We start from the raw sequence: 14886 nt of genomic DNA on the forward strand, positions 1-14886 counted from the left end.
CGCCAGATGCTTGAAAAAACGTGTCTTTCCGGTGTGTGTGTCATCACACCGCGCCGCTTCTCCGACAGTCGCGGATCATTTCAGGAAACCTACAACCGGGACACGCTGGCGGGTGTGGGAATTGATACGGTCTTCGTGCAGGACAACCAGAGCTGGAGTCGGGAGGCGGGCACCGTAAGGGGGCTGCATTTCCAAGCGCCGCCGCAGGCGCAGGCCAAGCTGGTGCGGGTGCTGGTGGGCGAGATCTTCGATGTCGCCGTCGATATCCGCGCGGGCTCGCCGACCTACGGCCAGTGGACCGGCGTCACGTTGTCGGCTGACAACACTATGCAATTGCTGATCCCGGCGGGGTTCCTGCATGGCTTCGTCACGCGGGTGCCCGACTGTCTGGTGGCCTACAAATGCTCCGACACCTATGCGCCCGCCTGCGAAGGGGCCGTGCGCTTCGACGACCCAGACCTTGGCATCGACTGGGGCATTCCTGCGGATCAGGCGGTCCTGTCGGACAAGGACGCCGCCGCCGGGTCCTTTGCCGATCTGGATACCCCCCTTTACCTATGAGGCCCGCCCATGAAGATCCTCGTCACCGGCGGCACCGGCTTCATCGGATCGGCGGTCGTGCTGCAGGCGATCCGTGACGGACATCAGGTCATCAACGTCGATTGCCTGACCTATGCGGCGGCCACGGCGAGCCTCGATGCGGTGGCGGATCATCGATCTTACGCCTTCGCGCAGGTCGACATCCGCGACCGCGCGGCACTGGATGCGGTCTTTGCCGACCACCAGCCGGACGCAGTGATGCATCTGGCGGCCGAGAGCCATGTCGACCGGTCCATCGACGGCCCCGCAGCCTTCGTCGAGACCAACGTGCTCGGCACCTTCCACATGCTGGAGGCTGCGCGCGCCTACTGGGTGGCGCGGGCCAGGCCCGCCAGCTTCCGCTTCCACCACATCTCGACCGACGAGGTTTTTGGGTCACTGGGCGAGACCGGCATGTTCGACGAGGACACCCGCTATGACCCGCGCTCGCCCTATTCCGCCAGCAAGGCGGGGTCGGACCATCTGGTGCGCGCCTGGGGCGAGACCTACGGTTTGCCGATCCTGCTGACGAATTGCTCCAACAACTACGGACCCCGGCAGTTTCCGGAAAAGCTGATCCCGGTGACGATCCTCAATGCCCTCGCCGGCAAGCCTCTGCCGATCTACGGCGCGGGGCTGAACATCCGCGACTGGCTTTATGTCGAGGATCATGCCGATGCGCTACTCACCGTGCTGACGCAGGCCGCCCCCCGCGCGACCTATGCCATCGGTGGCGAGAACGAGGCGCGCAACATCGACATCGTGCGCAGCATCTGTGCCATCCTCGACGATCGCCGCCCGGATCATGCACCCCATGCGGATCTGATCACCCATGTCACCGACCGCCCGGGCCACGATGCGCGCTATGCCATCGACCCCGCGCGCATCCGGGCCGAGCTGAACTGGCAGCCTTCGCTTGAGCTGCAGGAGGGGCTGGCGCGCACCGTGGACTGGTATCTGGACAACGCCGACTGGTGGCAGCCGTTGCAGCAGCGCGCCGGCGTCGGCGTGCGGCTGGGCACGGATACCACCGCAACGGCCCAGGCTGCCCCGCATACGGCCGCCTCGTGAAGGTCCTCGTCTTTGGTGAGACCGGTCAGGTCGCCCGCGCGCTGGCCATGGTGGGGCCCGCACGCGGCCTGATTGTGCAGACCCTGAACCGCACACAGGCCGACCTGTCGGACCCCGCCGCCTGTGCCGCGGCGATCATGGACACCGACGCCGATGCCGTCATCAATGCCGCCGCCTGGACCGCCGTCGACGCGGCCGAGACGCAGGAGGACGCGGCCCATGTGATCAACGCAGGCAGCCCCGGCGCCATGGCGCGGGCCTGTGCCGCGCGGGGCCTGCCCTTCGTCCACATCTCGACCGATTACGTCTTCGACGGATCGTCCGGCCCTGCCTGGACACCCGATGCCCCGACCAGTCCGCTGGGCGCCTATGGCCGCACCAAGCTGGCGGGAGAACGCGCCGTGCTGGACAGCGGCGCTCGCGCCGTCGTGCTGCGCACGGCCTGGGTGTTCGACGGCGCGGGCAAGAACTTCGTCACCACCATGCTGCGCCTGTCAGAAACACGCGACAGCCTCTCCGTCGTGGCCGACCAGGTCGGTGGGCCGACACCGGCGGATGCGATCGCCGAGGCCTGCCTGACCATCGCGCAGGCGCTGGTGGACGGGACGGGGCAGGGCGGGGTGCATCACCTCAGCGGGGCGCCTGATGTCAGCTGGGCGGACTTCGCCCGCGCGATCATGGCCAGCGCAGGCCGCAGCACGACCGTTACCGACATCACCACCGCGGATTATCCCACCCCGGCCGCGCGCCCCGCCAATTCCCGGCTGGACTGCAGCAGCCTGCACGCCGCCTTCGGCATCCCGCGCCCCGACTGGCAGGCCGCCCTGACGCGCATCATCGAGGCCGGCATCATCGAGGAGACACAGCCATGACCCAGCGTAAGGGACTGATCCTCGCCGGGGGCACCGGCTCGCGGCTCTGGCCGATCACCCAAGGTCTCAGCAAGCAGCTGATGCCGATCTACGACAAGCCGATGATCTACTATCCCCTGTCGGTACTGATGCTGGCCGGCATCCGCGAGATCGGGATCATCACCACCCCCGCCGACCAGGCGCAGTTCCAGCACCTGCTGGGCGACGGGTCGCAATGGGGGGTGCAGATCACCTGGCTGGTGCAGCCAAGCCCCGACGGTCTGGCGCAGGCCTATCTGGTGGGCGAGGATTTCCTGGACGGTGCGCCTTCTGCCATGGTGCTGGGCGACAATATCTTCTTCGGCCACGGCCTGCCGGAAATGCTGGCGAGTGCCGATGCCAAGACCAGCGGCGGTACGGTCTTCGGCTACCGCGTGTCCGACCCGGAGCGCTACGGCGTCGTGGGCATGGACGCAGAGGGCACCGTCACGCAGATCGTCGAAAAGCCGAAGGATCCCCCGTCGCACTACGCCGTCACGGGACTCTACTTTCTTGATGATACGGCACCCGCGCGCGCGCGCGCCATCACGCCGTCAGAACGCGGCGAGCTGGAGATCACATCGCTGCTGGAAACCTATCTGGCCGACGGCAGCCTGACGGTCGAGCGCATGGGGCGTGGCTACGCCTGGCTCGACACCGGCACCCACGGCAGCCTGCTGGACGCCGGCAACTTTGTGCGAACCCTGCAGTCGCGCCAAGGCATGCAAACCGGCTGCCCCGAAGAGATCGCATACCAGCATGGCTGGATCAATGCAGACGCGCTGACGGTACTGGCGGATCGCTATGCGAAGACCGACTACGGCAGCTATTTGCGCGGGCTGATCTAGGGTTGCGATCGAGCATCCGGGACGGTGGGCTGGATCAAGCGAGCGGGCGGGCGGGACGGGGCCCCGCGCCCGCAGGTTAGGGGCGTCAGGTCCGCGTGACACGCAGGCGGCGACGCAGACCAGCGGCCCCGGCCAAGGCGCCGAACAGCAGCGCGCCTGTCGCAGGCAACGGCACTTGCGACAGGATTACGATGTGCGATGTCTTTGGCAGAGCGATCGAAGGCGGCGCAGGGGCAGCCGTCAGTGTCACCTGTCCACCGCCACCGCCCAGACCAATGCCAGTATCCGCCTGACGCAGGGGCGTGTCCGGCGGAATGCGAGACGTCTGCTGAATCGTGGCGGACTGGTCAGGAAACGCCACCGGCGTCATGCCCGCACTACCTACGGGCGCGGATATCGGCTGCGCGACTGTCTGCAGGGATGACGCAAGCACCGCAAGGGTGTCACCGGCCAGACCCGTATCGGCCAATATCTGCGCGGTGGCGTCTGCCGTGCCGCAGCTGCCCGCAATCAACGTGTTGTCAAGGTTAGTGCAGGCGCATAATCCGGCATAGGTTTTGGTCACGACCACCACAGGATGTGCAGCCTCGGTCATATAGACCAGACCGGCGGCGACGCTCTTGCTGCCCTGTGTGGGGGTCAGGGGTCCGGATTGCGGCAACCGGGCCGGTATGACCTCAATGGTGACGGCTTGTGCCGTACCTGCGACCCCCATAAGAACCGCCAGTCCACATATGCCGCTTCTTAGGTTCTGCATGTGCACTCCGTCCCTTCCGTCCTGCGTTCATCGCAACTCCTAAAATGGCAGCACGATGGGGCGAAAGCGGGGCAGTCCGTTATCGCAAAGCTATGATAGACGGCAATTTCAAGGCCTTAAGTGCTGAGATCGGAAACAGATCGATCCGAACACCATCATTATTGCACCTTGAAAAACGACCGTCGGTTCACGGACATGCCTAGGTCACAGTACCGAAAGCCCGATTCGTCCCATCACCGGAACCTCTGTGTGATCACGTCTGGACCGGGGCGCAAGGAAGCCGCTATGAGATATCCCAAGGCAACAAAGGGATGTCCGCGCATGAAGATCACCATCTACGGCATCGGTTATGTCGGACTATCCAACGCGATCCTGCTGGCTCAGCATCACAGCGTCATCGCCGTGGACCTGAGTGCCGCCCGCGTGGCCCAGCTTAACGCCCGGCAAAGCCCGATCGATGATACTGAAATCGCGCAATACCTGTCGGAACGCACCCTTGATCTGACCGCGACGGCCGATGGTACGGCTGCCGCCCGTGACGCGGATATCGTCATCGTGGCGACGCCCACCGATTACGACCCCGCCACCGATGCCTTCAATACCAGCACGGTCGAGGCGGTGATCAAGCAAGTCATCGCCGTGAACACCACCGCCTTGATCGTCGTCAAATCGACGGTGCCGGTCGGTTTCGTCTCCGGTCTGCGCCGGGACCTTGGCACCGATCAGGTGATCTTCAGCCCGGAATTCCTGCGCGAAGGGCGCGCGCTTTACGACAACCTGCACCCCAGCCGGATCATCGTGGGCGAACGGACCGACCGCGCCCGCGTCTTTGCCGATCTGCTGCTGGAGGGGGCGATCAGCAAGGACGCGCCCGTCCTCTTCACCGACCCCGATGAGGCAGAGGCGATCAAGCTTTTCGCAAATACCTACCTCGCGATGCGGGTCGCCTATTTCAATGAGCTCGACAGCTATGCGCTAGCCGCCGGCATGAACAGCCGTCAGGTGATCGAAGGCGTCAGCCTCGATCCGCGGATCGGGGGGCATTACAACAACCCGTCGTTCGGCTACGGCGGCTATTGCCTGCCCAAGGACACCAAGCAGCTGCTGGCGAACTACGCCGCCGTGCCGCAGAACCTGATCCGCGCCATTGTCGACGCGAACCGCACCCGCAAGGATTTCATCGCCGAGGAGATCCTGCGCCGCGCCCCCCGGACCGTGGGCATCTACCGGCTGGTGATGAAAGCGGGGTCCGACAATTTCAGGCACTCCTCGGTGCAGGGGATAATGAAGCGGATCAAGGCCAAAGGCGTCACCGTCATTGTCTATGAGCCGGTAATGGAAGAAACGTCCTTCTTCGGATCAGAGGTCGTAGCGGATTTGGCGGACTTCAAGGCGCGCTGCGACATGATAGTGGCAAACCGGCAGACCGCCGATCTGGCAGACGTGGCCGACAAAGTGTTCACGCGTGATCTTTTTGGCGGCGATTAAGCAATGTGACACGATATGGCGTTCAAAAAGCCGATGTTACATCTACAAGGTCAGGGTCTAGCTGACCTTCGCCGCAAAGCGACAGCGCCTCCGAGTGCCCCGAGCAGCAGCAAACCCGGCAAGGGCAGGGGAACGACTGGCGGCGTGCCACCGCCGCCGCCGGGCGATGTGCCACCACCACCGCCGGGCGATGTGCCACCACCGCCGCCGCCTGATACACCACCACCAGTGATGAGTATCGTCGGAAGTCCTGGGATGTTTCCACCACCACCGCCTATTACCGGAAATCCGCCGGTCGACGCTCCCGACCCGATGCCCGGATTGGGAAACAGCGACGATATCACCTCGCCGCGGCTGCCTATGGGTGCGGATGACCCAATTAGAAGAGGTGCAAAGAACGACGCGGCCGTGATGGGTTCCGCCGGTTTGGACTGATTTACGGCTTCAGCCCGGCAGATCTCGGCATAGCGAGCATAATAGGTGTCCCACTCCCAGTCTTCCGCCTCGCGTCCGATGATATCACGGCCCAGTTCGGTCCGGGTCAATGCCCGGTCACATGGATTATATATGCAAAAATTGGGCGCGCGTACGCCTTTGCTGGATGGAAACGGATCGTCGTATCCGCCGCCATTGATGCAGCCAGTCCCGACCGGATCAAGAAATGCAACGGTCGTAGGCGTAAAGGTCGCCCCGATGGCTGGTGACGCCATCAGCAGACAGACAAAAATCAGTCGATACATGATACGTTGAACTTCAATGATTCCACTGCGACGAATTTGCATAATAAAACATGAACGCAACCCGAACCGTTAGGTTTCAGAGCAGCATAAATATTAGACTTAAAGTATACAGATGGTTTGTTTTTACGCAACGGAAGATGCAGGTAGCTCCGGAAGGATGCATTGGTACCTGCGATCGGTGATAGCATGCCGTGACCATATGGTCCGTTTGCCTTGCATCGCAAAATTTACATCAAGCAAAAATCGCTTGCAGCGACCATTTAGCCGCCCGCAGCGATTGCCGAAGTTATAACGGATCAAGATTCAGGAACGGCAACGTTCTCTATGATCCGATGATGGAGAATACGTCTGTCATGAATCCAAAAGCCCTGCAAAATCAGGTGGACGCGTTTGACAGGGTGTTCATGTACAATCTAGTCATCGGCGACTGGACCATACAGATCAGCAGCTTTGTATATGTCTTCACCAAGTCTCCGTTCACGTCATGCGCCGAACGCACGCGGCAGGTAGGTTACTGGACCCCTGTGCTTGGACAGGGCCCGATCCTCGGCAAAGTCCACCGCACGGCCAATTGCAAGCCTGGCACGCTGGGTTTTAGGTCCTTGAAGCCGTACCGGATCACCAGCCGAGGCGCCGAACAGAAGGCTGTCGCCATGATCTATTCGGGGATCGAAGGACTGGACGCACTGCGCTACGCGGGCTTCAAGTCCAACCAGTTCCAGCGGAAAGATCGTACTGGTAGCAATCACCAGATCGTTGTCATCGGTATAGGCCATCACAGTCTGGGACGCTTCCAGAGCATCCGTGACGGTGTTTGCAACATCATCCAGCAGAGCTGTCAGATGGGCGGACGCGTAGCGGGCGCGTAGGGCTTCCATGCGGTCGATCTTGATGGCGAAGACCTGAATGGCTGCGGCATCCTTTTCGGACAGAAGGGTCAAGTAGTGCGACAGAGCCACATGATCGATGCGGGTATCCGTTCGTGTCTGCCGCTGGCCATCCGCAATCTGCGCGACGTCGGTCTGGGCTTTGAATGCAGCGTGTGCCGCTTGGAACCGCTTGCGCAGGGCTTCGATGTCGAAGGGCTTGGTGGCGTAATCCGTGGCGCCGGCCCGGAAGGCCTCAGCGATATGGTCCATGTCCCGCAGCGCCGTCAGCATAACAAGCGGCACGTCCTGATAGCGCGGCATCAGGCGCACCCGGCGGCACAAGTCGATCCCGCTCATCTGGGGCATACTGATGTCGAACAGCAGATAGTTGAACGTCCGGTCGGCGCTGGCCAGCAGGTCAAGCGCCTCTGCCCCCGACGATGCCATGACGATGTCGAATGCGCCCGCGCTTGCACCGATGGTGTCAACCAAATCGAGGATGAAAGGGTCATCGTCCACCGCTAGGATTGTGAAGACAGCATTGGGGGCAGGCTGTGGAGCCTGCAGCGGGGCAGCATCCCGAACCGGATCGAATGCGATGTCATGGTCCGTGTCAGCCTGAGGTGCGGCACGGGCGCTCAGCACGCTTGTCACGGCATGGATCAACGGCAATACAATCATGCCAGCAAATCCCGACAACGTGTAGATTCCCAGCACCGACCAGAACGAGGCGCCAAGCCCAAACGAGGCCGCGGCGCCAAAGAAGCCCACCGTCACCCCAAGTAGAATATATCCAAATACCATTTGATGCCCACCAGTCGTTCATATTGCAATTCAGGCGTGCATATTGTCGTATTTTACAAAATCTTAAGCGACCGAGAGACCCTGCAGGGATACGTCGAAAGATCATGTTTTACTAAAATATGCTACGTCAAAGCCCAGTCGTTAGAGCAACCTTAAGAGGCATTAGGAACATCTTGATGGCCTGATTGTGGTGAAAATAAGAAGCGGACCTTGTCATGCGCACGCATAAAACGTGGCATTGCCTACCTTGGCATAAGACTTCCAGCCGGACATGAGAAAAGCCGCACATCCATAAGAATGTGCGGCCTTTTCAAACCATCGGACGATTGAATCAGAGAGAGCGACGGCGCATCAGGTCCAGACCACTTAGGATCAGCATCAGCAGCGACAGCCCTGCGGGCAGGGGCGCCGGGGGTAATCCTCCCCAAAATTAAGGTAGCGTCCGTCAAGCTGGTGTAAATTCGGGTATGGCCATTCGCGGACATCGGTCAGGCGGCCTGTGTTGAGATGCTGAGAAGTGGATCGATCTGAACGGCGTCGATGAGGCTGAAAGCCTCCACCTGCATATAGCGATGCTGGCCCTGCCAGTCGTCGTTCTGCTCGAAGAACACCGCGCCGATCAGGCGGATGATCGACGCCTCGTTTAGAAAGATCTCCACGACATCGGCCCGGCGCTTCACCTCCTTGTTCAGGTGCTCAAGTGTGTTCGTGCTGTGTAGCTTGGCGCGGTGCAGGACATCGGCCTCGCTTTCATCCATCAGTGTAGCGAGCTTTGACCAGCGGGGGTGGATCTGGTCCGCGACGTGGCGCTAGACCTCCTGTGCGCCCTTCTGGTCGGGGCTGTTTGAAGGCCTGCCGGATTACCGCGACAACGACAGTGTGTTGGCCCTTGGGCACGTGGGCAAGGGCGTTGCGCATCCAGTAGACGCGGCAGCGCTACCCGTTTGGCCGCCACCGATCCCCTGGATTGGCTTTGGGCCTCACCATCGAAGATCAGCGCGATCGCGGCCTTCAGACCGGAATGAGCATCGGAGATCACCAGTTTGAGACCGTCTAGCCCGCGTCTTTTGAGACTGCGCAGGAACTCGGTCCAGCAGGTCTCAGCCTCTGACAGTCCCACGGTCAAGCCAATGATCTCACGCCGCCCATCCGTGTTTACCGCCACAGCGATTATGGCCCAGACCGACCTAGCGTGAGGGCTGTGTTTGGTCCTGGCGGATCTGGTAGCGTTCATCGTCGGCGTGTTTTGAAGCGCGTGCGCTCATCGTGGAGATCCATGATTTTCTGCACTACCGCTACCTCCGATGCGATCGGATGCGGATGTCGTGCAATCACCTCCTCGGGCCAGACGGATTTCAGCGCTACGGATGGTGTACCCGGCTTTCCACCGATGTCGCAGCCTGTCAGTGCAGCAACTTCTGCGACCGAACACATCGTGTCCATGTTCGCGATGAACTGGTGACGGCAACTGTAGAGAGAGTAGTGTACCAATCGCCGCGGAAAGAGTAACCGGCTCAAGGTCCTCAGGAGCTTTGCGACGGTGGCGTGCGCGTCATCGAACGTCCCGCGCATGTTCCAGGCCCGCCCCCGGTCGCTCATGCGCTGAACCGCTCCAACGGCGGCGTCGGTCAGATTGGTGATGTCGATGGTCCGCATCACGCCGTTGCCGCTCATGTTTGTCGTTGCCGAGTTCATGACGAACAGCAAAATCATGCGCGCGCCGGTCGCCCGGTCCGTCACCGCCTCGACTGACGTCGCACGCCATTCAAGTGGCCGCAGCCCGACGCTGACGCCTGCGACCATCCAGTCGCGCAAAATTTGCGGCGTGTCAGATCGCACGATTTGATAGAGGATCGTCTGCTGGATCAGGTTGAAATCGTCGAAATCGAAACAAGTGGCTTTCCGCGGCGGTGCCGCACTGCGTTTGCCAGTGCGATCTTTACCGGCACGGCTTTCATGACGCGCGCGGTCAGTGTCGAGCAGGTTGAGAGCTGTCGTGGTACCGTCGTGCGGCAGGCCGCCGATGACGTTGTATGCGGCACGTCTGTAGAGCCGCCACGTTGCCGCACTAAGACCCGGCTTCAGTGACATGAGCCAGACCGCGAAGGCATGGACATCGAGCCCGCCAAGATATCCGTCGCTCTCATCCAGTCGACAATGATGAATGCTGCACTCGCGTCGGTACCTTTTGATCAGGATTGCGGTGCGATGCAGATACCTCTGTGATGTCTCGGCAGAGATTTCGCCGTTGGAGGCTGAAGTGTAACCACCTTTGCTTCCAGCATCACCAGGCGACGCGACCGGTTTCATGACCTGCTCACGCGCCGCAATGATCTCAGCGAGCGCATGCCGTGACGGTAACGCCGGACATCTCTGACGCGATATGATCTGCTCCGGGATGGGGAAGGGGGGTGCCACCTGCATGTGCTCCTGCGAGGATCCACGGCTTGCGTCCTGTGCATCCCAATTTCCATCATTGCCGTTCGAATGTCCGCTCATGGTCGTATCCTCTCATGCGGACCATCCTGGCGTGGTCGCCATTACGATATTGAAAATAAGTCTGAACGATCAGTTAATGGCATATGGGTTGGCATTCATTTCCAACGTGACCTAATCATATGACGGTCGTCCTATCTGTCCGTATCGCAGTCTGGGCGCGCGGAGGGTCAGGTTCCTGTAACGTGAGCACTGTCGGCGATATCGAGGGCCGGGCGAGCGGGCTATCACATCGTGCCGTCGAAATCGCCTTCATTATTCAATGGCGGGACCCACTCTCGCGACAGGGCGCCAATTTTAAAATCGTTTACTATCCGCATTACCTCCCCATTAAGCTACACGAGGTGGACATTGGTGCTCCGGCACGTTGAGGCGTTTAATCGAGATCGTAGAGAATTAATTCTCATTTCAAGTCGATCTCGAATTGCTTGTATTACATGACCATTGCGTCAGCGCACCCGGCAAGATCATGATGTTCGGGACGTCGCGACGTCTGCTGATGTTGCCGGACGCCCTGGCCGTCGATCGATCACCGATAGGGCGCCCGGCTGAAGCATTCATCCGGCATAGAATGGGCCTCGTTTGAAGCTAGAAGTTTCACAGGCTGAAGTCAGGGTCTGATTTCAGTGTCTTTCATGATTTTTGACACATCCTGACAAGTGTTTGTATTTTATAATAAGATTATGTCCTGGTGTCGCGAGATGGCAACAGCCGCTCCGGGATGTTGCTGTTGGCGCTTCATGACCCATCAGTCCGCGCTCCAGAAGTGTCGTTCTGGCGTCACGCGACGGGTCACATTAAAGTACATGTATGCTATGAGGTATTTGCAGCTTAAATACCTGCACCTCACGGACATGCTACAGGCCAAATACGGCGACGTCACGGGTGAATGCCCACCAGGTATTTCTGCGTATGCGATGTCGGAACGTTTCGAGGACAATGAATCGTTGATTTGGCCTGATGCAGCCTATTATATTTTCGCTTTTTAATATTATGAATTGATCATACTGCAGTAATTTGGTATATGTTTTTTCAACATATGACAAGGTTAAGTCCAATGCTGCTTCAGTCTCTCTCCATTGCCTCCATCTTGTCGAATGCAACGCGATCCGGCGGTCGTGACGTTGTCGTTGATCGTACCGCGGAAGGGCTGTATCGCAATGCGCTTACATATCTCGAGCTTTGGAAAGTTCGCGCATTGAAAGCAGAAGTCGGCCTGTCTCTCGCAGAACAGAACTGTGAAAATCTCCAGGCCGAGGTCCAAGAGCTACGCAGTAGCGTCGCAACCCTGTTAAAGACCAGTCGCGGGCAGTCATGAGAACTGGCCTCACGTAATATGGGCGGGGTACCAGTCCTGACGTTTCAACCGATGTAAGGGCGGCGCTGGCAGGATCTTCATGTATCCTCATCCTATGTCATTGCCCTGTTCGATCTTTCGCTTGATTCATGCACGTCGCCCGCAATGTCGCTTCATTCGACACGATCAAATGGAGCGATGACATGACCGCAATTCTCTACGACAGGACGTACACCGACAGCTATCTCGCGATCAAGGACGGCCGGGCAACCGTCAAATCAGCACTGGACCGCATCAAATCCAGCCGGCTTCATGGTGGGCTCGGCAACCAGTTCGAACAGTGCCTGACAGTCGCGCGACGGGTATCTGCTGCGCAGCGCAGGCTGGCGATGCGGACCCGGGACGCCTCTGACTCCGTACCTGCGGCGGAATCTGCATCGGAACTGGATCTGCTGCAGAACGCGCACGTGCAGCGGAGCCAGTCGGCGGCAGATGCGATCGGACCGGCGGAACTTGACGCGTTTGACCGCGAGTTCAGACGCCTGCTCCTTCTAATCACAGAAATAGTTAACTCAATGATTAGACTGATTGGCCGGCTTTTCGGTGTGGACTTGCCACTTATCGATGACGAGCCGATCAGAACAGCTGTTTACGGAAACGCTGACTACCGCAGAGCCAAACACGGTGACGCGGGCACGGTACAGGCGGTCGGGGACATCATGCAGCGGGACTACGAGACCGTTCTTGTCAGGGCGCCTGATCAAAATCCGGCAGTGACGTCGATAGAGTTGATCCGTCAGGTTCGCAACTGCGTCACGCGAAACGGCGGCCCGGCTGATTTAGTCGACGATCACAGACGTGCGTATCTTGATGACCTGACGCAGGAGGAGCGGACGACGCTGACGCACGCCTCAGGCAACCAGCTCGTCGAACATCTCTATCGACAGATACCGCTGGATGAGGTCAGGCCGTTCATGGATCGTCGTATCGACACGATGACAATCTGATTATTTTAATTGTCTGGTGACGACACTCAGGAAAGAGCCCCGGCCGGGGGCTCTTTTTTTGTTACGTGTCAGGGTAATGCAAAGCTAGCCGATCATAACCGCTCCATTGCAACCGCCCGCCTTATTGCTGAGGGGACCAAAGGCTGAACGTCCTACGTTTCTGAAGGGCACAGTTGGCAACCGTATAGAGTGGCCGGGCTGCATGACCGCCTCAACATATCTTCATGCATTGAGAGCCGATCATCCTACAAATTTTCAAATCCGGAATGCGAGCGGGGCGGACAACCTGTTGTTGTCCGCCGCATTTGCCATCAGGTCATCATTTTCAGCGCCATTCGTCACTGCAGAACAGGCCGTCCTTCCAGAGCGATGGCGCAGTCCAAAATCCTGTTGGCGTCTCGCAGGCTGATGCGCCGCCGTGTCATAGCAGGAGCCCGTTCGAGGGCCATGAGAGCTGCTTCACGCGAAGCTTGTGCAGTCCCAGCTTCCGGGCCTGTCGGTCGGTGAAATCATGAAGTTGCAGCGGGGTCAGAGCGGGCACTTCAAGCAGCTGGCATCGGCTCCTGATGGGCTCCGGGATATTGCTTGCGGTGTTCGACGTCAGAATCCAGGAAATGTATGACATGTCGAACACGATTCTGAAATACGGACACTCCCAGGCCCTTGCCGTAGCGGGTTCGAGCAGCGACAGCAGGGAGTCCGAGAACGAGAAGTGAGCCCCCTTCTCGGAAGATCCTGATTTCGCTTTGCAGATCTCGTCGACGACGATCAAAGGGTTTGCTGTTGATTTCCACCCAGAAGTGACCCGGGTTTTCCATCGAGAACTGACCCACCTTGATGTTATGTTTCAGTGGTCAGGCTTGGGTCAAGACATCGTTGTCCTCCCTTTTTTTCCGGGCCGCGACGGCGGCGCTGGCCTTGAAGCGGAAGCTGTCGTTGCCGGTCTCTATGATGTGGCAGCGATGGGTCAGGCGATCGAGGAGCGCCGTTGTCATCTTGGGGTCCCCAAAGACGGTCGCCCATTCGCTGAAGCTCAGGTTCGTGGTGATGACGACACTGGTGCGCTCGTAGAGTTTGCTCAGCAGATGGAAGAGCAGCGCGCCGCCTGATGCACTGAACGGCAGGTAGCCAAGTTCGTCCAGGATCACGAGATCCAGTCGGACGAGGCTTTCGGCAAGCTGTCCGGCTTTACCTTTGGCCTTCTCCTGTTCGAGCGTGTTGACGAGCTCGATGGTCGAGAAGAAGCGAACCTTGCGGCGGTGATGCTCGACAGCCTGCACGCCGAGGGCTGTCGCGACATGCGTTTTGCCGGTGCCGGGGCCCCGATCAGCACGACGTTCTGGGCACCGTCCATGAAGTCGCCGCGATGAAGTTGGCGCACCGTGGCCTCGTTGATCTCACTGGCCGCAAAGTCGAAGCCGGACAGGTCCTTATAAGCGGGGAAGCGAGCGGCCTTCATGTGGTAGGCAATGGACCGGACCTCACGTTCTGCGACCTCAGCCTTCAACAACTGGGCGAGCATCGGCACCGCGGCATCAAAGGCGGGTGCGCCTTGTTCCATGAGGTCTGTCACGGCTTGCGCCATCCCGTGCATCTTCAGACTGCGGAGCATGATGATGATGGCACCGCTGGCAGGATCATGACGCATGGCGGCCTCCGGCGGTCCGGGCCCGCAGGCCGTCATAGCGTTCGACATTGGCCTTTGGCTCGCGGCGCAGAGCAAGGGCCTGTGGCGTGTCGATGTCCGGCCCACCAATCGTCTTTCCGTCGATCAGACGGTGCAGAAGGTTCAGCACATGGGTCTTGGTTGCGACGCCCTCAGCCAAGGCCATTTCCACGGCGACCAACACAGCCTGTTCATCGTGATGGAGGACCAACGCCAGGATATCGACGATCTCGCGATCACCGCCTGGCTTGCGCAGCATGAGGTCTTGCAGCTGCTTGAAGGCCGGAGGGAATTCCGCAAAGGGCGCACCGTTCCGCAATGCACCGGGCTTGCGGTGAAGGACGGCAGGTAATGCCGCCAATCGTAGATCGTGC

Annotated in this window: 11 protein-coding genes and 3 pseudogenes; 6 read left to right on the forward strand and 8 right to left on the reverse strand. The window is 59.9% G+C overall.

The window, feature by feature from the left end; translation table 11 throughout:
- Positions 1–6: 6 nt before the first annotated feature.
- The 4 genes from rfbC to rfbA are packed head-to-tail and all read left to right on the forward strand — an operon-like array spanning position 7 to position 3388.
- On the forward strand, positions 7–561 hold the full coding sequence (gene rfbC, locus GLR48_RS23850; protein WP_237066488.1) for a dTDP-4-dehydrorhamnose 3,5-epimerase: 555 nt from the start codon (positions 7–9) through the stop codon (positions 559–561).
- Positions 562–570: 9 nt separating this feature from the next.
- The gene (rfbB, locus tag GLR48_RS23855; protein WP_237066490.1) at positions 571–1650 is read left to right on the forward strand and encodes a dTDP-glucose 4,6-dehydratase; all 1080 of its coding nucleotides are present in this window, start codon (positions 571–573) and stop codon (positions 1648–1650) included.
- On the forward strand, positions 1647–2522 hold the full coding sequence (rfbD, locus tag GLR48_RS23860) for a dTDP-4-dehydrorhamnose reductase (RefSeq protein ID WP_237066491.1): 876 nt from the start codon (positions 1647–1649) through the stop codon (positions 2520–2522). The genes rfbB and rfbD overlap by 4 nt, the downstream gene beginning before the upstream one ends.
- Positions 2519–3388 carry a glucose-1-phosphate thymidylyltransferase RfbA gene (rfbA, locus tag GLR48_RS23865; protein ID WP_237066493.1) on the forward strand — a complete coding sequence of 290 codons (870 nt, stop codon included), beginning with the start codon at positions 2519–2521 and terminating at the stop codon, positions 3386–3388. The genes rfbD and rfbA overlap by 4 nt, the downstream gene beginning before the upstream one ends.
- An 85-nt stretch (positions 3389–3473) precedes the next feature.
- Here rfbA and GLR48_RS23870 read toward each other — a convergent pair whose 3' ends face one another.
- Positions 3474–4145, reverse strand: coding sequence for a hypothetical protein (locus tag GLR48_RS23870; protein ID WP_237066495.1), 672 nt, complete (start codon positions 4143–4145; stop codon positions 3474–3476).
- A gap of 321 nt (positions 4146–4466) precedes the next feature.
- Between GLR48_RS23870 and GLR48_RS23875 the strand changes: the two genes are divergently transcribed.
- Entirely contained in the window at positions 4467–5633 is a 1167-nt protein-coding gene (locus tag GLR48_RS23875; protein WP_237066497.1) for a nucleotide sugar dehydrogenase, read from the forward strand.
- Positions 5634–5683: 50 nt separating this feature from the next.
- Here GLR48_RS23875 and GLR48_RS23880 read toward each other — a convergent pair whose 3' ends face one another.
- The 4 genes and pseudogenes from GLR48_RS23880 to GLR48_RS23895 form a co-directional block, all read right to left on the reverse strand.
- Complete coding sequence (locus GLR48_RS23880) at positions 5684–6415, reverse strand: hypothetical protein (protein ID WP_237066499.1); 732 nt, start codon at positions 6413–6415, stop codon at positions 5684–5686.
- 440 nt (positions 6416–6855) lie between these two features.
- Positions 6856–8046 carry a response regulator gene (locus tag GLR48_RS23885; protein ID WP_237066501.1) on the reverse strand — a complete coding sequence of 397 codons (1191 nt, stop codon included), beginning with the start codon at positions 8044–8046 and terminating at the stop codon, positions 6856–6858.
- Between the two features lie 488 nt (positions 8047–8534).
- A pseudogene (locus GLR48_RS23890) lies at positions 8535–9232 on the reverse strand (transposase); the annotation flags it as partial.
- 44 nt (positions 9233–9276) lie between these two features.
- On the reverse strand, positions 9277–10545 hold the full coding sequence (locus GLR48_RS23895; RefSeq protein WP_237066503.1) for a hypothetical protein: 1269 nt from the start codon (positions 10543–10545) through the stop codon (positions 9277–9279).
- Between the two features lie 1497 nt (positions 10546–12042).
- Here GLR48_RS23895 and GLR48_RS23900 point away from each other — a divergent pair.
- Positions 12043–12846: a hypothetical protein gene (locus GLR48_RS23900; protein ID WP_237066505.1), complete on the forward strand. Its 804-nt coding sequence runs from the start codon at positions 12043–12045 to the stop codon at positions 12844–12846.
- A gap of 421 nt (positions 12847–13267) precedes the next feature.
- Here the strand turns inward: GLR48_RS23900 and GLR48_RS23905 are convergent, their stop codons facing one another.
- The 3 genes and pseudogenes from GLR48_RS23905 to GLR48_RS23915 form a co-directional block, all read right to left on the reverse strand.
- Entirely contained in the window at positions 13268–13618 is a 351-nt protein-coding gene (locus tag GLR48_RS23905; protein ID WP_237066507.1) for a hypothetical protein, read from the reverse strand.
- An 82-nt stretch (positions 13619–13700) separates the two neighbouring features.
- A pseudogene (gene istB / locus GLR48_RS23910) lies at positions 13701–14494 on the reverse strand (IS21-like element helper ATPase IstB).
- A pseudogene (locus GLR48_RS23915) lies at positions 14484–14886 on the reverse strand (IS21 family transposase); the annotation flags it as partial. The pseudogenes GLR48_RS23915 and istB, both read right to left, overlap by 11 nt.

The sequence above is a fragment of the Loktanella sp. M215 genome (assembly GCF_021735925.1).
Lineage (GTDB): Bacteria > Pseudomonadota > Alphaproteobacteria > Rhodobacterales > Rhodobacteraceae > Loktanella.

Coding starts and splice junctions, on each gene's coding strand:
- rfbC (WP_237066488.1), top strand. CDS start 7: ATGCTTGAAAAAACGTGTCTTTCCGGTGTGTGTGTCATCACACCGCGC.
- rfbB (WP_237066490.1), top strand. CDS start 571: ATGAAGATCCTCGTCACCGGCGGCACCGGCTTCATCGGATCGGCGGTC.
- rfbA (WP_237066493.1), top strand. CDS start 2,519: ATGACCCAGCGTAAGGGACTGATCCTCGCCGGGGGCACCGGCTCGCGG.
- GLR48_RS23870 (WP_237066495.1), bottom strand. CDS start 4,145: ATGCAGAACCTAAGAAGCGGCATATGTGGACTGGCGGTTCTTATGGGG.
- GLR48_RS23875 (WP_237066497.1), top strand. CDS start 4,467: ATGAAGATCACCATCTACGGCATCGGTTATGTCGGACTATCCAACGCG.
- GLR48_RS23880 (WP_237066499.1), bottom strand. CDS start 6,415: ATGCAAATTCGTCGCAGTGGAATCATTGAAGTTCAACGTATCATGTAT.
- GLR48_RS23885 (WP_237066501.1), bottom strand. CDS start 8,046: ATGGTATTTGGATATATTCTACTTGGGGTGACGGTGGGCTTCTTTGGC.
- GLR48_RS23895 (WP_237066503.1), bottom strand. CDS start 10,545: ATGAGCGGACATTCGAACGGCAATGATGGAAATTGGGATGCACAGGAC.
- GLR48_RS23900 (WP_237066505.1), top strand. CDS start 12,043: ATGACCGCAATTCTCTACGACAGGACGTACACCGACAGCTATCTCGCG.